The organism is Pseudomonas typographi (assembly GCF_014694385.1).
GTDB lineage: Bacteria > Pseudomonadota > Gammaproteobacteria > Pseudomonadales > Pseudomonadaceae > Aquipseudomonas > Aquipseudomonas typographi.
Map to the genome: position 1 here is coordinate 18,494 of NZ_JAAOCA010000011.1, position 24,939 is coordinate 43,432.

Below are 24,939 nucleotides of genomic sequence, written 5' to 3' on the forward strand. Positions count from 1 at the left end.
TGCGAAATTCACCCGAAACTCATTGGCGGGCAAAGGGTGCTCCTGGGCCGAAAATAAAAAGGCCACGCAGCAAATGCTGGGTGGCCTTCAGTGGGCATGGGCGGGCGTTACAAGGCCATGTCCTGCGCGGCGTTGCTTGGCTGGGCCGGGGCTGGGCTGGCTGGGCGAGCAGCCATGCCGATCACCGGCGGCGGGGTGAGCTGTAGCACCTCGGCGGTGTCGTTCCACTCTTGCTGCACGGCAGCGGGGTCGTCATTGAGCTTAGTGCCGTAGCTGGGCACGATCTGGCGGATCTTCCGCTGCCACGCCGGCGTCGCGACCTTGTCCTTGAACACCTTCTCCAGCACGCTGAGCATGATCGGCGCGGCGGTAGAAGCACCTGGGGACGCGCCCAACAGGCCGGCGATGCTGCCATCTTGCGAGGCGACGATTTCGGTGCCGAGCTTGAGCACCCCGCCCTTGGCTTCGTCACGCTTGATGATCTGCACGCGTTGGCCGGCCTGCCACAAGCGCCAGTCTTGCTGCTTGGCATTAGGGAAGTATTCGCGCAGCGCCGCCAGGCGGTCGTTGTCGGAGAGCATCAGTTGGCCCGCGAGGTATTCCACCAGCGGGTATTCGTCTATGCCTACCCGCAGCATCGGCCAGACGTTATGCGGGGTGGTGCTGCTGAGCAAGTCCAAGTACGAACCATCCTTGAGGAACTTGGTAGAGAAGGTTGCGAAGGGGCCAAACAGGATCACACGTTTGCCATCCAGCACCCGGGTGTCCAAGTGCGGGACCGACATCGGCGGTGCGCCCACCGAGGCCTTGCCGTAGGCTTTGGCCAGGTGCTGCTCGGCAATGGCCGGGTTATCGGTGACCAGGAACGAGCCGCCCACCGGGAAGCCTGCATAATCCTTGGCTTCGGGAATGCCCGACTTTTGTAGCAGGTGTAGGGCGCCACCGCCGGCACCGATGAACACGAATTTGGCATCGGTTTCGCTGACCGCACCGTCCTTGAGGTTCTTGTATTCCACGCGCCAGCCCCCGGCGGGGTTGCGCTCGATGCGTTGCACTTCGCTGGACAGCTTCATCGTGAAATTCGGCTTGCTTTGCAAGTAGCCGGCAAACTGGCGGGTGATCTCGCCGAAATTCACGTCGGTGCCGATGGGTGTCCAAGTCGCGGCGACCTTCTGCGTGGGGTCGCGCCCTTCCATCATCAGCGGTACCCATTGCCTGATTTGCGCCGGGTCTTCGGAGTATTGCATGCCGGCGAACAGCGGGCTGGCCTGCAGGGCTTGGTAGCGTTTTTTCAGGAAGGCGATGTTCTCGTCACCCCAGACAAAGCTCATGTGCGGGGTTGAATTGATGAACGAGCGCGGGTTCTTCAGCACCCCGTTCTTAACCTGCCACGACCAGAACTGGCGGGAGACTTGGAACGCTTCGTTGATTTCGATGGCCTTGGGGATAGTCACCTTGCCGTCTTTGCCTTCAGGCGTGTAATTGAGTTCGGCCAAGGCCGAATGGCCGGTACCGGCGTTGTTCCAGCCGTTGGAGCTTTCCTCGGCAACGCCGTCCAGGCGCTCGACCATCTCCATCGACCAGCCCGGCTCCAGTTCATTGAGCCACACCCCGAGGGTGGCGCTCATGACGCCGCCGCCGATCAGCAGCACATCGACCTTGTTGGCCTCGGCCGCGTGCGCAGGCCCCATGGCCGCCGCAACTGCCAGGGCCAAGAGCGCCCCATTGGTTTTTTTCAACATCTCGTTATCCCATCGCTAGAGCATAATCTGCCCCCTCCTTCACCAGGGTGCGGCGGCCCAACGCAGCGCGTTTACAGGCGCGCTGTGTAAGAATCCTGGGCACACAAAGCTGGGGGGCATGGTTCACCTGTCCTCGCCGCTGGTTTTTAGAAGTCTTTGGAATCAGAGGCTTGCATGGCATCGGCCACACCGGTAAGGCCGGCTCTATAGGCCGGCACACGCTCAACGGCTTGTTTTACCGGGCGCGCAGTGTAGCGCAGCGGCCGTGCATAACCAATATCCGATACTGACAAATTGCCATTACCGGCGCCGTTCGAGACACCGGGCGCGCGTGGGAGCGATCAGCAGGAGGCCTACCGCTCCCAGGATGGCCGGCGACCTTTAAAACGGCATCTTGAAGCCAGGCGGCAATTGCATGCCGGCGGTCATGCCGCTCATTTTGTCCTGGCTGTTCTGCTCGATTTTGCGCACAGCGTCGTTCACCGCGGCGGCGATCAGGTCTTCGAGCACGTCTTTGTCTTCCTGCATCAGGCTGTCGTCCAGGCTGATACGCTTGACGTCGTGGCGGCCGGTCATCACCACACTCACCAAGCCCGCGCCGGCTTGGCCCGTCACTTCGGCATTGGCCAGTTCTTCCTGCATCTTGGCCATTTTTTCTTGCATCTGCTGCGCCTGCTTCATCAGGCCGGCCATGCCACCTTTCATCATGGGGGTCACCTTACGTGTTCGTGGGTGTTGAATCGATCACTCGCTTTGGCTGTGGGCGGCGTCGACAGGTTCAATAGTATCAGCGCGAACGGTCGCGCCGAACTGCTGGATCAGTTGCAGCACCAACGGGTCGCCCTGGATCGAACGCTCGGCCAACTGCTGGCGCTCGACCCGTTGCCGCGCCGCGGCGCGGGCGGGGGTTTCCTGTGCAGGGCGTTGCAGGTCGATGCTCAAGGTGAGGCTGCGGCCCAGGTACTGGTTAAGCGCTTCGGTGAGGCGGCGCTGCTGGGCGGCGTTGAACAACGCCCCCTGGGCAGGGTCCAGGTGCAAGTGCCAATGGTCGCCGTCGGCGGCGACAAGGCTGCAATTAGCGGCGATGCTACCGGTCAAGCCGGACACCGGCAGCTTCGGATAAAGCTCAAGCCATTGCAGGGCAAGGCCCGTGGCCGGCAGCGCCGGCGGCAGGTCCGCCTCCAGTGGCGGTTCGCTGGCAGGCTCGGCGGCGTGGCTGGCCAGTTCGTCGAGGTAACCGTAGGCCGAGGCATCGGCGTCGCCGCCAAAACCATTTTCGTAATAGTCGTCGTCCGGCGGCACGTCCTCATCGCGCAACCTGCCGGCGGGCGGGTAGTCCAACTCGTCGTCCGGGGAAGGCTCCGGCTCACGTTGCGGCGCGGCCGGGACCACGCTCGCCGGTGTGGGCACGGGCATCGGCGGCAGTTGTGGCGCTTCGGCGCGGGTGTCGAGTACCGCAACGCCCACCGGGGCCGATACTGCGGCCGGGGCCGGAACCACAGGTTCGTTCCAGGGCAATTCGTGCTCGGGTATTTGCGCTTCCGGCGCTTCCGGCGCTTCGGGCGCCGGCGCAGCGTGGGGAACCACGGGTTGCGATGTCGCCTTCACCACCGTGGCCACCGCCACTTGGGGGTCAGCCGTGGCCGGGCTGGCCCCCATCGGCTTTAGCGCTCGGGGCGGCGTGGGCGCCTCGCCGGTACCGGCCGGGCGAAAGGCGAGCATACGCAGCAGGGCCATCTCGAAACCGCCCCGGGCATCGGGCGCCAGGGGCAAATCACGGCGCCCAAGCAAGCCCATCTGGTAGTAGAACTGTACATCTTCGGCCGGCAGTGCCTGGGCCAGGGCCAGCACGCGGTCACGGTCGCCCTGGCCGTTATCGACCGCCTCCGGCAGCGCCTGGGCAATGGCGACGCGGTGCAGCACATTGAGCATCTCGGCGAGCACGCCGGCCCAGTCCGGCCCTTGTTCGGCCAGCTCGGCGATAGCCACCAGCAGCGCCCGGGCGTCACCATCGAGCAGCGCCTGGAGCACCTCGAACACCTGGCCATGGTCGAGCGTGCCGAGCATGGCGCGCACGTCGGCCGCCAACACCCTGCCCTCACCAAAGGCGATGGCCTGGTCGGCCAGGCTCATGGCATCGCGCATCGAACCGTCGGCGGCACGCCCGAGCAGCCACAGGGCATCGACCTCGAACGGCACCTGCTCGGCGCTGAGCACGTGCTGCAGGTGCTCCACCACCCGCTCCGGGCTCATGTTCTTCAGTGCAAATTGCAAGCACCGCGACAGCACGGTCGCCGGCAATTTTTGCGGGTCTGTGGTGGCCAGGATGAACTTGACGTAGGGGGGCGGCTCTTCCAGCGTTTTCAACAAGGCGTTGAAAGAGCTGTTGGAGAGCATATGCACTTCGTCGATCAAGTACACCTTGAACCGCCCGCGGCTGGGCGCGTACTGCACGTTGTCGAGCAACTCGCGGGTGTCTTCGACCTTGGTGCGGCTGGCGGCGTCGATTTCGATCAGGTCGACGAAGCGGCCCTCGTCGATTTCCCGGCACACCGAGCACTGCCCGCAAGGTTCGGAGGTAATGCCGGTTTCGCAGTTAAGGCACTTGGCGATGATGCGCGCAATCGTGGTTTTGCCTACGCCGCGGGTGCCGGTGAACAGGTACGCATGGTGCAGGCGCTGGTTGTCCAGGGCATTGATCAGGGCCTTGAGCACGTGCGCCTGCCCGACCATTTCACGGAAGGAACGTGGGCGCCATTTGCGAGCGAGTACCTGATAACTCATCGAACCTGATCACAGCGGTTGTAAAGGCGCACATCCTAGCGCAGCGAGGGTTCAAAAGCACCCGCCTTTGGCGATGGGTAGCACCGGGCGGCGCCGGCCCACCGCCGGACCGGCTAGGCATGGTAGGGGGCGTTCAGTACCCGCGTTGCCAATGCAAGCTACAACGGCACCCGGCGCCCCCTGAGACGTTTCCGAATCGGTATTGGCTATGGGGTGAGGTGTGATGCCCTGCCATTCACCGCAAGGAATGCTGACCATGGCCCAGCCTAAACTCACTGCCCGCACGCGCACTTCATTGGTTGTCGTGCACTGTTCAGCCACCGGCCCGCACGCCGATATCGGGGCCCACGACATCAACGCCTGGCACCTCAAACGTGGCTGGGCAGGCATTGGCTACCATTATGTGATCCGCCGCGACGGCAAGTTGGAAAACGGCCGCCCCGAACACGCCATCGGCGCCCACGCCGCCGGGCACAACGCCGTGTCGGTGGGTGTTTGCCTGGTGGGCGGCGTGGATGCCGCCGGTAAACCGCACGCCAACTACACCGAGGCGCAACTGGCCTGCCTGCGGCGCTTGCTCGCCGAGCTGCACAGCCGTTACCCGGCCGCGCGCATTCTCGGGCACCGGGACCTCTCGGCCGACACGAACAGTGACGGGGTGGTTAGCGCCAATGAGTTCGTAAAGGCCTGCCCGTGCTTTGACGTGGCCCAATGGCTGGCCGCGGGCGCGTAGCCTCATGCAGCGCTGCATGGCCAGCCTTGCTGATACAGGTGGCGCCGCGGTGCCGCTGGGCACCGCGGCGTCAACTGACCATGGCCAACTGCCTGGCTCACAAAACCGACGAGGTCAAAGCATCGCTGGCAGCGCGGCCTCGACTTTATCTACAAGCGGTAGGAACCGTTCTGTCGCTCTGCCCACCCAGGGTCTCCAGCGGCTAACAGAAGGAGAGGTATCGTGTTTCCAACGGTGAGTGGTCACACCGGCAGCACCCTGCCGGGCACAGATGAAACAGTTAAATTATGGGACAAACTGCCGGGCAACCACCACGGCCAAACCATCCAGGTCAGCAGTGTGGCAATGCGCGACATCAAGCGTTGCCGGGAAGCGTTGGGCTTCATTCATGAAGCATTCCCCCATGGCCCCGGTAATCAACAAACCTCGCTTGTCGCAAGCCAAGGCGAAAACTATCAGCGGGTGGTAGCCGCCCGGTATATCAAAACCCGTGAACTGCGCGACGACCCCCAACGGCAAGTCAAGGCTTCATTTCAAACAGGCGGCATTAACTGCGAAGAGCTCGCGGATGTGACCAAGGCGGTATTGGCGATGCTGGGGTTGGAGCGCCCTGTTTATACCCATCAAGTGGCAGGCCTTGACCATGTGGTCAATGTGATTGGCGACCAACGCGCCGACAGAGACGTGGTGGTAGCAGAGAACTGGCCGGTGCTGTCAACGGGCGGGATGTTATTGCAACATTCTAGGCTTCCGCCGCTGGGGGCGTTAATTGCCGCACAAATGCCTTCACAGCCTGCTCCACTAACGGAGGACCAAATACTCGACACAATGGCGCAAGCACTGGACGATCAGCGCATCGAACACATAAATGCTAGCGAGCAGACCCCGCCGTATCACGAGCTGAAGCAGTTGAGCCAAGCACCGGGCAGCCGCTTTTATAAGCAACTTCACGGGATGACTAACTTGGGCATTCGTTATCAAGATGAAAACGATGCTACCCAGGTTGCAACACAAAGCATTGCGCGGGACCGCTATGAGCAACATGCCTCTGCGTTACGGGAGGCCCGGGCCCAGGGCATGGCTGATTTGCCCCCGCTCTATCCTGAAGACTGAGCCGCCCAGCTCTGCCCTGGCTAACTCGCAGGGCATATCCGCTATGGGAGAATCACCGTGTCGCCAAAAAAATTTCATGAAACGGTTGCCCCCCTTTTGAAGTATCTGAATGTCGCTTCAGAAGGTTCAGGGCTAGAAGACACCTACGAACTGGAGTTCAAAGATATCACCGTGCAAATCACCGGCGTGTTGAAAGAGCGCCTGTTGCTGGTTGCCAGGCTGGGCGAACTAAGGTCGGATGAAGAAAATAGCCTACTGTGGCAACTTTTACAGCAAAATATATTTGCAGATGATTTTCCGGCATTGCAAATCAGCGCGGTCGCCGACAGCAAAAGTATCATCCTATGGGCGCAAGAATGGCTGGGCCAGTTGGAGGCATCTGCATTAATTAACCTGTTCGAACGCTTTTGTGACCGCGCCAGGGGCATCCAGCAATGGCTCGAACAGCCAGTAGCGACGCGCGCCATTAATACGCCGCATAAGCCGGCCAGTAGTATCAACAACCTTGAGGAAAAACTCGTTAGGCAATCCCGTGATAAGGTTTCGAATACGCCCCCACCACGCCAACGGGCGGTCGAGCCCGCAAACCCGTCGGCCACGGCCAGCCACCCACGCAATTAACGCGTGAGCGTTACCGATGTCGCGTTCACCGGTGCTACCCGCAGGCCCGTGGCCATGCCATCACAGCGTGCGCAGGCGCAGCGTGTAGTGAGCCTCGATGCCCTCCATCTTGGGCTGGAAGTGGGTATTGGTGATGGCGTACACCTCCACCTGGCCCGGCCCTTTATGGTGCTCCAGCACATCGCCCGCCCCGGCATTGAGCGTCACTTCCCAGATCAGCGCCTTGCTTGGCTCCAACGCTGTGGCGAAGGGGCCGAAGCGGGTGCCGTCGATACGCACGATATACACCGTATCCAACGGCTGGCCGGGTGACTGTTCCACGCGCAGGTACTCCGTAAGCAAATCAGGTTTCACCAAACGGTGAAATATGAAGCACCCACGGAGCCTTGTAAATGCGCGCCGTCACTTAGCCAGGTAGTACTGGCGGCAATCGTTGAGGTATTGCTCCTGAACGATCGAGACGCTTGAGCTAGAGTTGCTGCGGTACACGTTGTCGGCGATCGCTTGGGTCATGCGCGGCATCCACGCGCGGGCGTAGTGCATCTGATCCAGCGACACCAGAAACTCCTTGCGCGAGACGCCGGCCAAATATTTCTCTTGGGCCATCCCGGCAATGCTCTTGCCCCACATACAACGGGCAGTGATGCCTTCATCGAACCCCGAATCGCGAAGATTCCCTTGGGCATGGGCGGCCATACAGGCCATGGCTAACACACACGAAACACCGAGTTGCAAAGCAAGCATCGTACGCATGATCAACGTCCTTGGTTAAACTCACGACAAAGACCAAGCTACTGCAAAAAAGTGCGGAATCATTTTGCCACCCCCGTTGTGCTGACGAAAGGTTGGCCTACGCCAAAAACCGCCGCCAAATAGACGGGGTTCCGACGTCAAAAAGCCCCACGGGGCGCTTTTGGAGTGTTTACTCAGCGAAACTGTCGAAAAACCGGCGGTGCGTTCAGGGCACCAATTTTGGCGTCAACTTGCCGAATGCCTTCGCCCGGGGCCATTCATTGCTGCCATTGAAACTGACCCAGCCCTGGATATCGGCCTGGGCTTGGGGCTTGAACCCCGACAGCGCGGCAAGCGGCAACATTACCGTGATGTTCCCGCCAACCTCGGCGGCGGCGACCGCGCGGCCAGCGACCACCACCGCCTCGCGGGACTGGTTCGAAGCGGCGTCGATCCCGGTGATCGATACCTTGAGCGTCTGCCCGGCCACCATCATGGCCCAGGCGGGTAGGTACAACGTAGCGCCCGCGCTGGGCAATTGGCCGAGCGTAAGGGCGTCCTTGCCACGCAACTCCAGGCAATCGAGCGCGCGAAGGGGGAAGTCCGCCTGTACCGCCAGGGCCAATGCGTCGGAATCGAACGCTTGGCCCTCGGCGTCTATCACCTGGTAGCTGACCTGCGCCTGGCCATCGAGGTAGGCGGCCACCGCTTCAACCGGTATGGGGTTGTCGCCCGGCGCGATAGCCGGGTCGAGCTTGCGGTAGCCCGCCTCCCCGGGGCGCCCCCAGTGCAGCACGGCGTGCTCGCCCGGTTGGATCACGGCACTGGCCGGCACCCGTACGGTGGCCCCCCTCAACGCCAGGGTGGCTTTGAGTGTTTGCTCCGCGCCACTGCCAGTGGCCCCAACCACCTGCGCCGCCGGTAACACCCGCGGCACGGGTTGAGCGTCGACCCGCAGCGACACCGGCCAGGCCAGGCTGGATTCATTGCCAGCACGGTCGCGCAGTAGGTAATAGGCTTGGGCTGAGCCGTCGCCTCGCTCGCGGATCAATTCGCCGGGAAATACCAGGGTGTGGCTGGCGCTAAGCTGGTCGAGCCGTGCGCGCCCGGCTTCCCATTGGCGTTGCCCAGCGATGTCCCAGTACCAAACGACCTGGTCGCTGACCTCTTGCTCCGAGTAGCTCGGGAACGTAGCGCTCAGCGCGTCGCCGTGGCTCTGCAGCCAGGCATCGGTCACACCCCCGCTTAGCACCTGCGCCGGGAACACCAATTCCCCTAAGCCATTGGCGGCCGGCGCGATCCGATCCACGGTCAGCGGCAAGGTCTGGCTGTTTTCGGTTTCGTCGCGCACATAAAGATAAACGTCATAGCGCAGCTCATGAACACCATGGATGAACTCGGCCGCCGGCACCTCGCACCGTAGTTGGGCACCGAAAGGCTGTTCCAACTCCTGCTGGTACACCCGCTTGCTACCCAGGAACAGGTCCAAACGCTGTTGCCCTATCCCCGGGCTTGGGCCATTGCTCCAGGCTGGAACCAACACCGCCACGGGCGCAGCGAGCAACCCCACCGGCACTAGGTTGACCTTGCCATCGTCATCGGCCGGCAACAAACCGTCGATACGCGGCACTTGCAGGGTGGGCCCGTAGTCTTTACGCATTTCAGTGCCTCCGGGTGGGGGCCTTACCAGAGATAACGTACGCCTGGATTTACGCCCCAGGGCTGCTCAACCCGCTCGCCCTTGGCATAGTCGAAGTCGGCATGCACCTGCACACGTTCGTTCAGGTTCACGGCAAGGCCTGCGCCCAACTCGCCGCGCGAGCCGGACAAATCATTGTTGAAGCGGTTGTCGTTGATCGATACGTCGTTACGCTTGGCAAACTCATGGGCATAAGCGGCGCGCACGTAAGGCTGTACGCTGCGCCCTTCGCCCAGCTCGATGCGCCGGCCCAGCGTAGCCCCGGCCTTGCCCAGCAAGGAGCGCGCGCTGTCGCCGTCGGCATGCAAGCCGTTGTCCAGGGTAAAACTACGGCCTTGCACGGTCAGCGCCGCCAATTGTGCATAGGGTTCGACGAACCAACCCTCGCTCAGCGCCAGGCGGCGGCCAAACTCCAGCGTGGTGCCGAGGCCCAGGTTGTTGTAATCGCCTTCGGTGCGTGTATCGTCGCTCAGGGCCACCTTGGCCTCGTTGCGGAACCGGTTGGCCTTGACCACAGCATCGATGTAATAGCCACTGGCCTCATCGCTCCAGGTGCCATACGCGCCGATATAGAAGCTCTTGACCTCGCCGCTGGTGCCTCGCTGCAGGTCGAGGCTGGATTGGCTGTAGCCGCCCATCACGCCGAGCCGCCACTGGCCATCACCCAGCGCCACGGGAGCATCGGCACCGAACGACAGCCCCTGTTGCAACTGCCGGTAACCAATGCCACCGCCGCCGGCCAGGTTGAACTTGTTACCGTAAGTGCGTACCCAACCGCCCGTTTGGCTGGCGTCGCGGCGGATTTCACCCATGCGGCTGCGCAAGGTGGTCATCTCCCCGTACCAGACGCTCGGTGCCGAGTTGAACAGGGCCAGGGCCGATGCGGCACCCGGGCTGACCTCTTGGCTGGAACTGTCCAGGTACCAATCGCTGTTGCCATTCTCGCTCAACAGTTGGTAGCTCCATGCACCGAGGTCGACCCGGCCGTTGTTCAGCGTGAAATCAGCGCCACCGTCGGCCGTGTGCACCACATGGATACGCTCGACACCCACATCGCTACCGCTACTGGCTACGTTCAATACATGGTTGCCGCTGGAACTGCCGGTCACGTCGATAAAGTCGGTTTCGCCGGTGGCGAAGTTGGTCCTCAGGTCGAACCGGCCGCCGTTGCCGGACAACTGGCCCAAGGTCAAGGTACGGTAGGCGCTGTCGTCGCCCAGGCGCACCACGCCGCCATTGAGGGTGAGGTTTTGCTGGGTGGTGTCTTCCACCAATTGCCAGGTGGCGCCATTGGCAAGGCTCACATCCGCGACATTCTCCAGGCGGCCGGTGAACAGCGCGCCGTCGGCCATGTTCAGGTTGGCCTTGGCGCTGGCCGCGGCCAGGATGTCGCCGGTAAGGCTGGCCCCCTGGCCGAGGGTAACGCTCAGCTCGGCGTTGTCGCCGGCGAGCAGGTTGCCCTCGAGCGCCGAGCCCAGCACGGCCACATTTGCCAAGCTCCCGGCCTGCACATCGACCAAGCGCCCGCCCTCGCCGCTGAGGCGGCTGCCATCGGCGATCAACACATCGGCATGGGTGGCAAAGCCCGGCATCCCTATCTGGATCGCTGCGCCGTTACTGCTTTGCAGGGTACTGCCATAAAAAGCCAAGCTAGGGCCGCTGCCGCTGTTGCTGGAATCCGCGGCCAATACAGCACTGTCATGGCCAATGAAGGTGGCGCCCACCGCCGTCAATTGCCCGCCGTAGGCAAGTAACGCGCTACGGTCACGACCCTCTACTGTGGTGCCATTCACGTACACGGTATAGGCGGCCTGCATCTGCAGGCCGAAGTTTTGGCCAGCCACACGCCCTCCGGTAATACTGGCCTGGGCGGGGTTGCTGGCGTTGCCGGTCAGTTGCACGCCAGTCTGGCGGCCTTCGACCTGCACATTATTGAGGCTGATATCCGCCGATTGGCCGAGGATGCCAAAGCTGAGTGTGCTGCTGCGCGAGTCAACGCTTCCGCCGTCCAGTACCAGGCCGCTTCCAGCGTTGGCCGATACGCTTACCAAGTTGGCCTGGTTGCCGGTCAATGTTGCCCCGGCGCGCACCGTGTAGCGGTCGGCCGGCGTGCTGGCATCGATGGTCCGGTCGCTGACGACATCTTCGATGGCCAGCGCCGGGAGCGCCCCCATCGAACATGAAGCCAATACCGCCAAGCGTATATGCCTGGCGAGTGGGCAAACAGCAGCCTGAAGCCTTCCCATGATGCATCCTCATATAAAGCGCTAATATGTAACGGCCGGACACAATATCGGCGCCTTATTTAATTATCCTTCAGAGAAGTCTTAATTCGATGGTGGAAGCCCCAACGTTTCGGCATAACAGCCAGTACTCGCCAGAATGAATACGGTCAGCAAGTCATCGGTTGGGGCTGAAGCGGCCGCTTTACCGCTGACCTGAGCGGTGTAATGCACCTGGGCCCACGCCCATCGCTCGGTAGATTGCGGCGGGGCCGGTGTATCCGGGTAAGCGGTGACACGGCCGTAGGGCTCATAAGGCACGTACCAGAAAAAGCCCTTCTCTTCTCCCGGCGCCAGCGTATGCGTTTCACTGAATTCACCGTCCGGAGTGATCGGGCTGCCCGGCTGCTCAGGCAAACCGGTATCCTCATAGAGGAAGGTTTTCCAATAAAGCGTCAACGTCTCGCCCGGCCCAAGGTTATAGGGCGCTACGGAAACGTCAGGTATCCAAATACGGATGGCGGCCTCGGCGGAGTCCACCGGCTGCGGGCCCGTGGGGTTGGCAGGGTCTTTTAGATGGCTGCAGTAGAGCCACTTGAAACCGCTATATTCCCGAGCGTCGGGCGCGGTCATCTGCGGCAAGGTGAGCGGCAACGCTGAGGTATCCACGGCGGTAGGCTCGGATTGCTGGTAGTTTTCTTCCGGCAAACCGGGGTCGAAGATGCGGTAATGCACCTGCGCTTCATCTTGGCCGACAGAGAGGTACTGGTCTGCCCAAGGCACTGGGTAGGTCTTTGCCTCGCCCGGGTTGTCACTGGCCTCCACCGTGTAACCACTGCCAATTTCCCTGCCATCCCAATAAAAGCGCATGATTTCGCCAACTCGGGCGTCTTCGTAGATCTCGAATTCCAACGTGCCATCCTGGCCGATGTCGGCGGGGCCGACCACGTTTTCCGCGCCGCTGGCGCTTCTGAACGTCACCGTGTCCAGGTCTGGGTTGGGGCCCGGCCAACCAGGGTTTTCCGGCCCCGGTACGCGCAGGTCGATAGCCACTGACTTGATGGCCGATTGCGTCGACTGCCAACGCAGCCGCCGCACTTGGTACGCCACGTCCGCAGTCGTTTGTTGCCCCGCCACCGGCACGAAGTAATCTGAAGCCACCGAAATCACGGTCTTGAGCGTCGGAGGAACGGGCGTTTCAGCGAAGGGGTCGCCGTCCCAATCCGCCGCGATCCAATCGCCGACGCGAGCACCGGTATAGGGTTCAATCTCGATCGAAACGTTGTGGCTGCGTATGTCGCCCACGTCGATCGTAGGGTCGGCGGCCGGCACATTGGGCGCGGCCAGGGTGACCGGGAGCGGGTCGCGCAACAGGTCAATTTTCTCGGTCCAGGAGAACTCCGAGTAATTGCCCGCCACATCGACCAATATGTAAACCAGATAATACTCGCCGTCGGCTTTGCCTTGAAGCGCGGCCTCGGTCACCTCAAAGGGGGTAGCCGTGGCGAGGGCGGCGCCGTGCCAAACCGGCGCCAACTGGTCACCTGGCTCTGGTAACTCTTTCTCCAAATAGATGAACAGCTGGTCGCCCTGATCATGGTCGGGGTAACCGGGAACCGTTCCTTTCACCGTGCTGCCGTTGGCATCAAGATACGCCTGGGTGATGATGGTCTCTACAATGCTTGGCTTGGTCGGGTAACGCCCCGCGGGGTTGTCCCGGTAGGGTGGCGTACTATCGAACACCAGTGTCGTGACCTCCCCATCGTAACGCTCGCCTATATCGATGGTGCCGCGCACTTCCAACGTGCCATCCGGTATAAGGTCGTCGATCGGGATCGTGTAGTGGAACGGCGCTGTCAACCCGCCGAACATTTCCTCGGAATAGACTTCTTGCCAGCCGCTGCTGCCGCTTTTTTTCTCGATAATCAAGGTCACGATCGGGAAGCCGTTTTCCCAAGGCTGTACGATCACCTCAAGGCCTTGGGCCCACGCGCTGACCTTCAAAATGCCGCGCGCCTTGTCGGCATAGACATCGTCCGCCACGGTGAGCAGCGGGCCGCCGGCAGCCAGGGTAGCGCCGGTTCGATATTGCTGTGCAATGGAATCCCTGACGCTCTGAGACATGGGTACTGGTTTGCTTTTGCTCATCTGAACACTCCTGGCAGGTATAACGGAGCGGCCGCCCTGCTGCATCGGCCGCGGGACGCCGATCAGGCCGGCAATGCGAGCAGTTCCACAGGCTGGGGGATCAGCGCGTAGCCATAACTCTTCCTGCCACGCACTTCCTCAAGTAACTCGATCAGCGCAAAGGGCAGCGAGCCGGTGGCAGGTGCTTGGTAGGTCATATCCTCCCAATCACTGGCCGTGATCGAACCGCCACCGGCGATCACTGACCAACCGTACTCATCCGGCGCTCGCGCGATAGCCGAGGGCAACACCACCTTGATTTGGCGTTTGCCCAGATCACTGCCGGCACGGTCGATATACAGGGTGAACAGTTCGGTCTGAATGTTCACCACGTAGCATTTGGTGCTATGCCCCCCATTGCTGGCAGTGATTTCATCTACCGCCACGTTGCCCTCAAAGCTGGCCGGTGGGGTGTAGGTGAAACTGCCGTCGGCCTGTTCGGTGAAGGTCGCCCCCAGACTCGACTGCCAACTGACCTTGCCGCCGCCCAAAGCCGCCCCACGCAGCGGCTGCGCCGTGGCGCCTGGCCTGACGATCTGCACCAGCGGGTTGGCGTTGATACCCCGCGCGGCCACGGTTAGCAGCGCATAGCTGGTAGCGCTGCCAGCTTTGGCCACCACCCGCACGCGTACAAAATCCCGGGGCGCGGCAAGGGTCGCGGGCGCGGTGTATTTGCCATTAGCATCGATGCTGCCCAGGTCGCTGCCTTCGCCGTCGGCCCATTCCAGGGTGAAGGTGGGTTTGATATTCCCGGACCACGTGAAGGTGTGATTGCCGCCTACCATCACCGACACTTCGCTCGGTGTAAGGGTAAAGCTGGTCAGCTCTGGGCTGATGTCTCCATAGATGATCAGATCGCCGGGCATCTTGGCGCCTTTAAGGGCCAGGGGTACATCGCTGCTGAACAGCAAATTCGAAAGGTGAGCGGTGTTCACGTTCGCCAGGGCCCCGGTGAACGCACTAGCCGTCGAGCGGCGAATGTCCTCGACCCGGGAGGCAAACGCCGCCTTGAACGCGTTCCACTGCTCGGGCGTAAGGGAATGATCCACGCTGGGAACCTGAACCGGCGCAAGCTCAGGTTGGAACGATATCGTGGAACCCTCAATCGTCATGCGAAAGGGCGTCGAATAATCGAAACTCGATTTACCAGAAACAATGCCCCGTAGCGCTCCATTTTCTCGAATATTGGCCTTGAACTGGAAAGTTTGGCCCGCCCACTTCATCTGAAGTACATCGCCAGTCACATGGAACTCCAGTTGCCCTAGCAACCAGCGGTCAGAGGCCCCTTGAACGTTGAAGGGAAACGCGATAATGACCCAACTGACATTAAACCCGGCTTCTTGGTCTTCAACCCCCTCAGACTGCCACCATGCTTCATCCTGCATGCCCACCCGGTAAAACTCTCCGACCTTATCTACATGCGGCTCGAACGCGTCCCGTGTGCCATTGGCGCCGTTGATTCTTTGCAGCGAACGCATGCCTTGCCCGGCAATGCTGTTGAGCAGAAACTTGTTGGCAATGACCAACAACGCCGAATGTGATGCCGGGTCGAGCAAATACCGCCAGTCGGAGCTTCCCTCGGTGGGTAGCGTGCCCACGCTGCCGCCCTTCATTGCTACGAAAACCAGCACCGCGCCGTCACCTGAGTTTGTGCTGGTGGCCAGTTTCGCCCCAGGCGCGGCCTGGGTACGAATTCGCAGGCTTTCCGGCTGTATCAAGTCGTTATCGTTGTACCGCAACCGGCTGAGTTCAAACCGGGTTTGTGAATCGCTCATGGCCTTGAACTGCTCAAGGATGAACTGGCCGGTCACCGTTTGCTCTGCCGGGAACTCCGTGCTGTCGAGCTTCGGATCCTGGCCATCTTTCAGGTCCAAGACTACTTGGCGGTCATGTAGTTGCAGCGGGTTATCTTTCAGTTCCGAGGTCGCGGTATACGTGTGGCCCGCGAAGGGGTCGATCTTGTCAATGCGCGTCAGCGCGGCCGTGTTCAAGCTCACACCGGTCCAGAGCAAGTAAGTGCCGCCTACTGCGCGCAACGTCACATTGATCCTGCCGTCGTCGAGGCTGGCCGCCTCAAACGATACCCTCGGCTTATCGAAGCGATAACCGACCAATTGCTGAAAATTGCCGGTGCCCTCTGTCACCTGGCTGATCGGTTGTACATAGTCTCCGGTGCCGAAGCGCTTGATGTATTCCTGAGTTAATACATGGTTGGACTGGTCACGGTCCAATGCCATGATCGCATCCCACCCGAAGGTCCGGGACCTTTCGCGAAACCAGGGCAGTAATTGGTCGATGGTCTGGTAGGTGGTGCTCATGGCTGGGTACTCCTCGGTGGGGTCTTGTCGGGCGTGCCCACTTCGGCAATCAAATGCTCGCCGGCGCGTACAATCGTGGTCGGTTGCCCTTGTTCAAGCAGGGTGTGCAATTGGCCGTCGCGATAGAACCGGCCTTCTAGAGGGGCTCCATCTGCCTGTTCGCTACGGGCGCTGATGGCATCCAGTGGGTCGTAGTGGTAGTAGCTGGGGCTTTCGCCCTGCAAAGCGCTGACCGAGGCCAGGCGGCCCAATGGGTCGTAGTCGAAGGCACGGCCCCATTCGTCGTTGAGCAGGTTGCCGTCTTCGTCATAGGCCAACTCGACCGCCGTGGGGTAGCCTTGGCCGGTATTGCCGATGCGCACCAGTTGCGCCGGGTCCACCTCGCTGTAGGTATAGGTGGCGACGTTCTGCCCACCGTCCCAGCTGGTCAGCACACGGGTGTGGTTGTCCAGCCCGTCCACGGCGAATACCTGGCGGGTGATGGGGTGGCCATAAGGGTCCTGCGGCTTCTCTGGCCCTTCGCAGTCGTACTGGCTGAGGTGGCCACGTTGATCATATTTGAAGGTTTCCTTGCGCAGCAGCGGCGCGTTTTCACCTTCACCGTCGCGCAGGGTTTTACTGGTAATGCGGTCGAGGGCATCGTAAGCCTGGGTGAGCACATCGGTACCGTCGGCGTACTGGAAACGCCGTTCGACTTCACGGCCAAAAGCGTCGTAACCCAAGTAGGTGGTCAAGCGGCTGCTGCTGTCGGTGGCGGCAACCGATGCCGGCCGGCCCAAGGCATCGTAGCCCAGGGTGCAGGCCAGGCTGCCCAGTTCGGTCTTGGCCAGGCGCCCGGCACTGTCGTACTGGTAGGTTTGCACCTGCTGGACGACGTCGGTGTAGCTCAGCAGCCGTTCCCCCACGCTGTAGCTATAGGCCATGTTCAAGGGTTCACCGCCATGCAGGCGCGTTTCGGTCTTGAGCCGGCCATTGCTGTGGTACTGGCGTTTGAGCACTTCTTGGCTGCCCTGGCGGCACGCGACCAGGCGCGCGTCCAGGGGGTCGTAGTCATAGTATTCGGTCAAGGGCGCAGCCTGCTTGCCCGTGGCCCCCGGCACGCTTCGCAAGATCGGTTGGTCGCCCAAGCGTGGCTGGTACTGGTATTCCAGTGTCGCCCCACTGGGGGTCAGCACGCGGGTGGGGCGGGTTTCGCCCCCTTTGTAGGTAAAAGCGCGCTTACGCCCGCCGGTCACCGCTTCGGTCATCCGGCCCAGGCCATCGAAGGCCTGGGTGCCGAGCAGTTTAGTTTGGCTGCCAATGCGCACGCTGATGGAGGTGGGCCAGTCCTGGTCACTGTGGGCGGCATATTCACGGATGACCTGAGTGTTACCCGGCAGCACCGTGAGCACGTTGCGGTCGAAGGCGTCGTATTCGAACTGGGTTTCGAAATCTCCGGCGTCGATTTCTCGTGTTTTACGCCCGAGCCCATCGTAGGCGTACTGCTGGGTGCTGTAGGGGCGGCTGCCCTGTTCGTGGTCTTCGGCGCTTTCGTAGCGCTCCACCCGCAAAGGGTTGTCGAAGGCGTCGAGCCAAGTGACCTGCACCCCACTGCGCAGGTTGCCGCCTTGCTGCGACTGGATCTGTACCTGGGTGGCCGCCGGTACGTCGGCCAGGCTGCGCGGTTCGGTACGGTCATGCTGGCTAACGCCGTCGGCGGTAACCGTCACGCTGCGTTCACCCCAGTCGTCATATTCGTAACGCTCAGGCAGCTCCAGCACCTGACCTTGGGCCAGGCAGTCATCGAACTCGCGGGCGCTGGCCAGTTGCCCTAGGCGGTCGTAGGTGGCGCTGTAGGTTTGCAGCGGCTGCTGGCTGCCTGGCTCGTAACGGTCTACCTGCACCGGGCGGTTCAGGCCGTCGACCCAGGTGACCTCGCGCAGGCCCTTCACATCGGTCACCGCCTGCCAGCCGCGTTGGCCCGCCGCGCTGACCAAACCATAGGCGTAGTGCTTGGTGGCCTCTTGCTCCGTGCCGGGGGCAATGGTTTCCTCGACCACGCGTTGCAAGCGGTCATAATGCCGGCGCACGTCGATGTCCTGGCCTTCGCTCTGCTCATCGCGTTCAAGCAGCATCAGGCCATTGAGGATTGACTGCTCGCTGTAGTTGACCTTGGTGGTGCCGTCATGCCCTGTGGTGGTTTGCTGGGTTTTGAGCACCGTGCCCACACCCCACTGGCCGTCGAGCTTCTGGTACACCAACGCCTGTGTAGTGGCGAACGTGCCATAGGTTACGATCGTTTCCCGCAAGCGGCCGAGGGTAAGGCTGTCGGCGCTGTCTGTGTAATAGGCGTAGGTGCTGCTGCGCAGGGCTTGCGCCTGGCCCTGTTCGGCCAACACCTCGCTGGCGGGTAATACCTCGCCCTTGGCATCGGCGCTGGCCAGGCCCGGCACCTGCCGGTACGTGGTCGTGGTTACCCGCACTGGGGCGCCAGGTTGCCCGAGCGCGCTGGGGGCGACGGTGGTGGTCTTGAGGTGGCGGGTGAAGCCCCAGGGGTCGGCAGGGCAAGCCTCGCTGCCACTGCCACCGGGGTAATACGTGTACGTCGTCACCACGCCCGTTTCAGCGGTTTCCTTGAGCAGGTTGCCGTGCTCGTCGTAGTCGGTGCCGGTCACTTGGGTGGCCTGGCGCTGGTTGCCGACCCGCCAGGTCACCGTTTGCGCCTTCGGTAGCTGAAACTGCCCGGGCTGCTGATCCACAGGCGTGCCGGCGATCAAGTGGTAGCGGGTAGTGTCGGTGCGCACGTGGTTGTTTTGTTCGGTCTGCTGCTCGGTCAGCAAGTGCAGGCCGTTGTAGGTGCGTGTCACGGTACGGGTAACACCGCTGCCTACCTGTGTGGCTATGCTCGAATATTCGTAAGCCTGCTGGCTGCGGTACAGCACGTAGAGGTTATCTTCCTCTTCGCTCCAGGTATTCAACGCGTTATAGCCAAGGAAGTTGTTGCTCGACCAAGCGTAGGTCACTTCCAAGCGGTCCTCGCCGCCACCGCTGGGGTAGGTGATGTGGCTGGCCACCCTGGGCAACGGCGGGCGGGCATTGCCCGGCACGCCATGGCCCTGGCTGTGGTAGCTGATCACCTCGCGGCCGCCCACTGGGGTGTGCAGCTCGCTCACGCACAAATACTCGTAGTTCGCCCCGATGTGGTCGTACTCGATGCGCCAACTGGCCCGCTCTTCGGTGGGCAACGCCATTTCGACCAATTGCCGCGCGCTGAACGTGAGCATGAAACGGGCCGCCTCGCTGCTGCCGTCCACATCCAGGCGCACCACCGCCTGGCTGCTGCCATGCTCCAGTTGCAGCAGTACCCGGCCGCTATCGTCGATGATGCTGGCCAACCGAGCATTGCCCTCGAACCCTTCGTAGCGCAATTGCACACCGTGGCCACGCGGCGTTTCGATCCGCGATGGCAACATCAGGCTGCCCGCGCCGGGGTTGCCCAGGTATTCCACCAAGCCATCCCGGTGCACCAAGCGATACTGGTTACCGCCCAAGCTGAATAGGCGAAAGCTGGGCAGCTTCTGCTCGCGCATGTACAGCTCTTGGCTGGTGGCGTCGGCGCCGGTGATGCGATAGCTTTCGCCGTTGCCCAAGCGAACACTGCCCAAGCCGCCAGTGGCCAGGTCCACGTGGCTGAGGTTCAGCGACCAGCCGATACCGAAACCCGCGTCCAGCGGGGTGAGCGGGCTGAAACTCAGCACCAGCGGCAACTCGGGGCCCGCCAAGTCGTTGGCGGCAACCCCGGGCAGTTCCAAGGCGACCGTGTACTGCCCGGTGCGCGGGTCTACCCCACCCTGCAGGTAGCTGAGAAAGTTGAACGCATTGGAGTGCACCGAGGCCGCTGGCGCTGCCTGGGTGGCCAGGGCCCTCGACGGCTGCCACACCAGGCTGTCGCGGTTGCTGGTCGGGCCACCGGTGTCGGGGGGAAAGCCCAGCGTGCCGCTGTGCAAGGTGCCGAACTCATCGCGCACCCGAAAGGTCGGCACCTCGGCGGACAATGCTTGGCGCAGCTCATCCAGCCGTTGCACCTGGGCCTCGCCCAAGTCGTCGGCCCATTGCCAGGGCATGTCGCTCATCTGGTCGAGGGTGAACAACAGCTTGCCTTCGGTCGGGGTCACGCCCGGGCGCAGTGCGCTCCACAGCGGTATTTCTTCACGATACGGGCCGCTGGCCGGCGGCACCTGGGGTTGGGCCAGGCCCGGGCGCAAGGCCTGGTTGAGCTCCAACAACTCAGCGCTCAGGGCGAGGTCATAGCCGCGGCCATCGCTGGGGCTGGCGTAACTGCTGTAGCTGAAACCGCTCTCGGCCCAGAACTCGCTTTCCCAGCGCGCCATGTTCGGCACACCCTCGACCTGGCATTCCAGCAGCTTAACCAGTTGGTTGTTGCGGTAAGCCGACAACTCGTAATACGTGGTGCTGGCATCGCTGAGGCCGTAGTCGAAACGCGGCTGCTGGTTCTCGCCATTGTCGATGACCCGGCCCTTCCAGGCGATCACGGCGCTGCGCGGGTGGTATTCGAGGTAGAACGTCGGCTGCGGGGCCGGCTCGCTTTTCACCGTGATCGAGCCTTCGGCCGGCGTCACCCCCCGCGATTCGTGGGCGATGTAATACGTATCGGTGAACCGGGCGAACAGCTCATAAGCCTTGTTGCCTTGAACGTGAATGTAGTAGGTGGCGCGGCGGGTACGCTCCTGGTCGCCCTCGGCGGCGGGCGCGGGGGCCTGCACTTGGCTACCGAGCACATAGCGGTTGCGCTCCAGGGATAAGGCCAACGCCACTTGCGGGTCGTCGATCCCTTCGGCGCCCAAGGCCAGCTTGAACACAGCCTGGTTGTTCAGGTTATCCACCAGTTCGAGGCTGTCGAGCTCTTCCTGGGTGATGGGGATGTGGTACTCCTGGCCGTCGTAGATAACCGTTCCGGTACGGATTTCCACCTGCACCTGTATTTGCTGGTAGCCATTGCCGTAGGCGGTGCCCAGCAACGGGGTAACCGAGCCCACCACGCGAACCCTGAAGTAATCCAATTGCTCCCAATGGTCCGGCATGAAGGTCGCCGCCGGGCGGGTGTGCACCACGATATGGCTGTGAAGCTTGATCCCGCCACGAATAACCAGGGTGACTTGGATGACATCGGCCGGGTGTACCACTATGGCCGGTGGGGTATAGACGATATCGTCACCGTCGACCACCACCGTGCCACCCTCGGGGTTAACGACCGTGGCCTGGAGATCGTCGTCGGCCCGCGTGGCCAGGCTCAAGGTCTGACCATCGGCCCGCTTGGCCTCGCCCAAACCGAAGCGCAGCGGCGGGTCGCCGGCGGCCACGTTCAGCGCGTAATTCTCCGCTAGGGTGAACCCCGGCGCTTGGCCGATCAGCACCACCGCGCTTTCGCTGGCTGCCCCACTGGCCACGCTTGCCTTGACGTAGTCCACCGCCACATAGTCGCCCAGGCTGGCGGGGGGCTGGTAACGCGCACTGCCGTCGGCACTTTGCTCAGCCAAACGGCCCAGGCTGGGCGCGTGCCACTGTACGCTCTGCCCGGGCGCCACCGCGCGCAGGCTCAAGGCCTCGGGGGTGCCATACAGGTGCTGCACGAACACCCGCCCCGGTTGCAAGACGGCACTGGCTTGGGTGTATACCCAGGCGGCGGCGGTTTCCTCGCGCTCGCCATTGCTTTGGTTCAACCGCACCGCCGCCACACCGGTATCGGCCGCCAGCTCGGCGAGGCTGGCTGCGGTGTACTGGCCGGCCTGTGTCACCCGCCCACCAGCGCTGCCATGCACCTGGCCGCCGGCTTGCCACAGGCCGGCGGCCGTTGCAAGGCCCGCCTGCGGGGCGAATGCCTGGCCGCTGCCTGCCGCCAGGGTCGCGGTTGACGGCTCCAGGCGCAGGCTGCCATCGCTCTCCAGGCGCCCCACCCACAAGCGGTCGAAAGGCTTGCGTTGGGCCGCCGCGGCAAAGCGCTGGTCACCGAAACGTGCCTCGTTCAGCAGTTGCGGCAGTTGGTCCTCAGCCAGCCATTGCCCATAGGGGCTTTGGCGCAGCAACAGCGCGGCGTGGTAAAGGCGCTGCCCATTGGCTTGGTCATTCGGCACCAGGTACGGCAGGCCTGCGGCGGGGTCCGGCAGGCTGCCACCCGCCCGGTCGCTGAATGCCAACAACACCAGCACCGCGCCGTCATCGTCGCTGCCGGCTTGGTAGGTCAACACCTCGGCGGTGGCCGGTTCCGACCAGTCACCCTGCCCGAGCGGCAGGGTGATCAGCGGGAAGCGGGTCTCCGGCATCACCGGCAGCGGCGCAGCGGCCGTGCCCAGCCCGCTGCGCAGATACGCCAGCAGTTGCTCGCCTAACCTAGACTGCTCGAGCGCATGCGCCGACAGGTTGCAGCGCGGCTCGCGCGCCTCGCCCGCCAGGTCGAGCACCACTTGCAAATTCGACCCTTGGCGCAGCACCTGCAGGTCGGTTTCCCATTGCAACCAATAGCCTTGGGCGGGCGACACCGCGTCGAGGGCAGAGAGGCCCGCGCTAGTGCCACCGGTAAGCAGTTCTACCAGGTTCCCGGCCACCAGCGGCACCCGAACCTGCACCGCAGCTCGGCGCAAGGTGCTGCCGGCGAACGATAACTGCGCCGGGCCGAAACACAGCCCACCGGCCCGCAACCGCGCCGTACCTACGTTGCTGTGCTCAAGGGTGCCGCTGAAGGGGCGAATAAATGCATCGACACGCCGAGTGATGGCATGGAACAGCGACTGCTCCAACTGTGCCTTGCTGACGGCCAACAGCGCATCCCAGGCGAACGTCCAGCTCTTGCCGGCCAATGCTTTTTCCAGATCATCAAGTTTCATAGCGGGTTCCCGTGTCGGTTAATCCACCAATTGGAATGAGGTTTTTTTGATCAAGGCGGGCGCGTCGCCACCGAAGCGGACGGTCACATCCACATCCAGTTGTTGCGGCCGGCGCAGGGTCTGCAGAAAGCTCACCGGCAACGTGCCGGTCAGGTCTTCCGGTGCGGCAGGGGTAACACCGTTGAAGATGTAATGGTTCAGCGTGCCGCCAGCGGCCGCCAGGCCTTGGGCAACGATGCTGGCCTGCTGGCCCTGGGCGTAGAAAGGCCAAGGTCGCTGGCTGAACGTTGCGTTGCCGTTGTGTTGGTTACTCAGTACCTGGATCGACAACTGCCCGCCGGCTGGCACCTGGGCGCACACCACGTTTTGCAGCGCGCTACTGGGTAGGGGTGTGATCCTCAATTGATAGGCGGGTGACTTTCGCTGCCGGCCCTCAATGGTTGCGGTGTAATACACCGAATAATGGTTGGCACCCATGTTCGGTGGCAGCACCTGCGCCGGGAGGCGAAAAACCCGTTCGCCCTCCGGGGTGCTCGTGGCGTAAGGGTCCGTGTCGGGATGGCCCTGGTAATGTACGGTGAGGTTTCCCACCTCGCCTGGCAATGCCGGCACTTGTACGCGCAGGCCTGCGGTCGCGCGGGCAGCGGCCACCTCGCCGTTGTCGTTGGCCTCGAGCACCGTAGGCGCCGGCAAAGGGGCCGCTGCAAGCAGTTGGAGCATTCGCTCCCTGCTGTTCGCCGCCGCCCCGGGGCGCGCGAACTGCCAACTCAGCCGCGCCGTGCCGCCCACCCCTGCCGCCAGTACCGGCGTAGGAACCTGGGCGTCGATGGCACGGGCCTGCAGCATGCCGGCGTCCACCGCCCAATATTGCACCTGTGAGCTGGCCCGGTCCGCCCCCCGCCAATGCAGCAGTACGGCGTCATCGACCGTCAGGCCGGCGGGAAGCGGCAGGCGCACGCTCAGCCCCTGCGGGTGGTCGCCTGGGTCGACGATGTCGCCTTGCACCTCTGGCAATTCGGCATCCGGCAACCAATTGGGGTCGGCGGGCTGCACCATGAGCACCTGATAGTGCTGCATGGCAAATTCTGAGGCCTGGGCTGGTTGCCCCGATCGGGTGGCGTGCACTACCGAAACATGAGCCCCCAGGATATCCACGGGGAACAAGAGGTAGGTGGTATCGACCTGCCATACCAACGGTGCGCCGACCTCGGCCGCGAGCACCGTATGGGGTTCTTCATCCCACGGCAATGGCGAGGTGTCAGGGTCGCTGACCAGCCACAGGGTGGCCACATCACCCTCGGCCATCGCTGTATAAGGCGGTAACGTCCATTGCAGGGTTGTCTCGGTGATCTCATCCGGGACGATCACCAAGCCGAAGGCCTGGCGCGCCATCACCACCGGCCCGGCGCCGCCAAGGCGGAACTGAAGGCGCGGGCTCGGCTGCCCGTCGGCCACGTAATGAAGCCAGACTTCGCGGTTTGGCCCAGGCACAGCCTCCGAGGCAGGCACCGGAACCTTCAAACCCTTGGCCGGGTCCAGGGCGGTAGGGTCGACTTGGATGACCGGGCGATAGTCGCTTATGACCTTTGCGTCCGATGCCACCTGCCACACCAATTCCACGTTCCGGGTGGTTGCCAGGCCGTCGAATTGCACCCAGACCACTACCGGTTTGCCGCTGCTCTCTTGGCGGTCCAAGGCGGCCGCGGTTATATCCAGGCCTTCGACGGTGGCGTAGTCCAAGCGCATATCATTCACTCCACATAACTGTGGGGCAAACTGTGTCAGAACCTTGAAGTAGCCGGAACTAGCAGATCTACTAGGTGCAACAGCCCTGTACGGGAGTTTTCAAAAAAGCCTTAAGTGTAACTTTGTCGCCCCATAAGGTTGCTAGGTTTACAACTTCCCGG

General features: G+C 62.6%; 14 protein-coding genes. 3 read left to right on the forward strand and 11 right to left on the reverse strand.

What is annotated here, in order from left to right:
* Positions 1 to 107: 107 nt before the first annotated feature.
* The 3 genes from mqo to dnaX all read right to left on the reverse strand — a co-directional run bounded on the left by mqo (position 108) and on the right by dnaX (position 4,526).
* Entirely contained in the window at positions 108 to 1,742 is a 1,635-nt protein-coding gene (mqo, locus tag HAQ05_RS10375; RefSeq protein ID WP_190420118.1) for a malate dehydrogenase (quinone), read from the reverse strand.
* A 381-nt stretch (positions 1,743 to 2,123) separates the two neighbouring features.
* The gene (locus tag HAQ05_RS10380) at positions 2,124 to 2,450 is read right to left on the reverse strand and encodes a YbaB/EbfC family nucleoid-associated protein (RefSeq protein ID WP_190420120.1); all 327 of its coding nucleotides are present in this window, start codon (positions 2,448 to 2,450) and stop codon (positions 2,124 to 2,126) included.
* A 36-nt stretch (positions 2,451 to 2,486) separates the two neighbouring features.
* Positions 2,487 to 4,526 (reverse strand): DNA polymerase III subunit gamma/tau, encoded by a 2,040-nt coding sequence (gene dnaX, locus HAQ05_RS10385; RefSeq protein WP_190420122.1) that lies wholly within the window; start codon positions 4,524 to 4,526, stop codon positions 2,487 to 2,489.
* A gap of 256 nt (positions 4,527 to 4,782) precedes the next feature.
* On the opposite strand from dnaX, the gene HAQ05_RS10390 reads away from it, so the two are divergent.
* The 3 genes from HAQ05_RS10390 (at position 4,783) to HAQ05_RS10400 (ending at position 6,993) form a co-directional block, all read left to right on the forward strand.
* On the forward strand, positions 4,783 to 5,259 hold the full coding sequence (locus HAQ05_RS10390; protein ID WP_202988055.1) for an N-acetylmuramoyl-L-alanine amidase: 477 nt from the start codon (positions 4,783 to 4,785) through the stop codon (positions 5,257 to 5,259).
* 222 nt (positions 5,260 to 5,481) lie between these two features.
* Positions 5,482 to 6,372: a hypothetical protein gene (locus tag HAQ05_RS10395; protein WP_190420124.1), complete on the forward strand. Its 891-nt coding sequence runs from the start codon at positions 5,482 to 5,484 to the stop codon at positions 6,370 to 6,372.
* 57 nt (positions 6,373 to 6,429) lie between these two features.
* Entirely contained in the window at positions 6,430 to 6,993 is a 564-nt protein-coding gene (locus tag HAQ05_RS10400) for a CesT family type III secretion system chaperone (RefSeq protein WP_190420126.1), read from the forward strand.
* 60 nt (positions 6,994 to 7,053) lie between these two features.
* On the opposite strand, the gene HAQ05_RS10405 is transcribed toward HAQ05_RS10400, so the two are convergent.
* The 8 genes from HAQ05_RS10405 to HAQ05_RS10440 all read right to left on the reverse strand — a co-directional run bounded on the left by HAQ05_RS10405 (position 7,054) and on the right by HAQ05_RS10440 (position 24,778).
* A complete protein-coding gene (locus HAQ05_RS10405; RefSeq protein ID WP_190420128.1) occupies positions 7,054 to 7,314 on the reverse strand; it encodes a hypothetical protein in 261 nt (86 codons plus the stop codon).
* An 81-nt stretch (positions 7,315 to 7,395) separates the two neighbouring features.
* Positions 7,396 to 7,746: a hypothetical protein gene (locus tag HAQ05_RS10410; RefSeq protein ID WP_190420129.1), complete on the reverse strand. Its 351-nt coding sequence runs from the start codon at positions 7,744 to 7,746 to the stop codon at positions 7,396 to 7,398.
* A 205-nt stretch (positions 7,747 to 7,951) separates the two neighbouring features.
* Complete coding sequence (locus HAQ05_RS10415) at positions 7,952 to 9,385, reverse strand: hypothetical protein (RefSeq protein WP_190420131.1); 1,434 nt, start codon at positions 9,383 to 9,385, stop codon at positions 7,952 to 7,954.
* Between the two features lie 23 nt (positions 9,386 to 9,408).
* Positions 9,409 to 11,598, reverse strand: a complete 2,190-nt coding sequence (locus tag HAQ05_RS10420; RefSeq protein WP_190420133.1) for an autotransporter outer membrane beta-barrel domain-containing protein — start codon at positions 11,596 to 11,598, stop codon at positions 9,409 to 9,411.
* Positions 11,599 to 11,751: 153 nt separating this feature from the next.
* Positions 11,752 to 13,794, reverse strand: a complete 2,043-nt coding sequence (locus HAQ05_RS10425; RefSeq protein ID WP_190420136.1) for a hypothetical protein — start codon at positions 13,792 to 13,794, stop codon at positions 11,752 to 11,754.
* Between the two features lie 62 nt (positions 13,795 to 13,856).
* Positions 13,857 to 16,151, reverse strand: coding sequence for a hypothetical protein (locus tag HAQ05_RS10430; RefSeq protein WP_190420138.1), 2,295 nt, complete (start codon positions 16,149 to 16,151; stop codon positions 13,857 to 13,859).
* Positions 16,148 to 23,032 (reverse strand): RHS repeat domain-containing protein, encoded by a 6,885-nt coding sequence (locus tag HAQ05_RS10435; protein WP_190420140.1) that lies wholly within the window; start codon positions 23,030 to 23,032, stop codon positions 16,148 to 16,150. Before HAQ05_RS10435 ends, HAQ05_RS10430 begins: the two co-directional genes overlap by 4 nt.
* Before the next feature lie 18 nt (positions 23,033 to 23,050).
* Positions 23,051 to 24,778: a hypothetical protein gene (locus HAQ05_RS10440; protein ID WP_190420142.1), complete on the reverse strand. Its 1,728-nt coding sequence runs from the start codon at positions 24,776 to 24,778 to the stop codon at positions 23,051 to 23,053.
* Positions 24,779 to 24,939: the final 161 nt, after the last annotated feature.

Bases quoted from the DNA above. Each gene is read 5' to 3' on its own strand.
- dnaX (WP_190420122.1), bottom strand. From the start codon at position 4,526: ATGAGTTATCAGGTACTCGCTCGCAAATGGCGCCCACGTTCCTTCCGT.
- HAQ05_RS10390 (WP_202988055.1), top strand. From the start codon at position 4,783: ATGGCCCAGCCTAAACTCACTGCCCGCACGCGCACTTCATTGGTTGTC.
- HAQ05_RS10440 (WP_190420142.1), bottom strand. From the start codon at position 24,778: ATGCGCTTGGACTACGCCACCGTCGAAGGCCTGGATATAACCGCGGCC.
- HAQ05_RS10410 (WP_190420129.1), bottom strand. From the start codon at position 7,746: ATGCGTACGATGCTTGCTTTGCAACTCGGTGTTTCGTGTGTGTTAGCC.
- HAQ05_RS10435 (WP_190420140.1), bottom strand. From the start codon at position 23,032: ATGAAACTTGATGATCTGGAAAAAGCATTGGCCGGCAAGAGCTGGACG.
- HAQ05_RS10420 (WP_190420133.1), bottom strand. From the start codon at position 11,598: ATGGGGGCGCTCCCGGCGCTGGCCATCGAAGATGTCGTCAGCGACCGG.
- mqo (WP_190420118.1), bottom strand. From the start codon at position 1,742: ATGTTGAAAAAAACCAATGGGGCGCTCTTGGCCCTGGCAGTTGCGGCG.
- HAQ05_RS10425 (WP_190420136.1), bottom strand. From the start codon at position 13,794: ATGAGCAAAAGCAAACCAGTACCCATGTCTCAGAGCGTCAGGGATTCC.
- HAQ05_RS10415 (WP_190420131.1), bottom strand. From the start codon at position 9,385: ATGCGTAAAGACTACGGGCCCACCCTGCAAGTGCCGCGTATCGACGGT.
- HAQ05_RS10380 (WP_190420120.1), bottom strand. From the start codon at position 2,450: ATGATGAAAGGTGGCATGGCCGGCCTGATGAAGCAGGCGCAGCAGATG.
- HAQ05_RS10430 (WP_190420138.1), bottom strand. From the start codon at position 16,151: ATGAGCACCACCTACCAGACCATCGACCAATTACTGCCCTGGTTTCGC.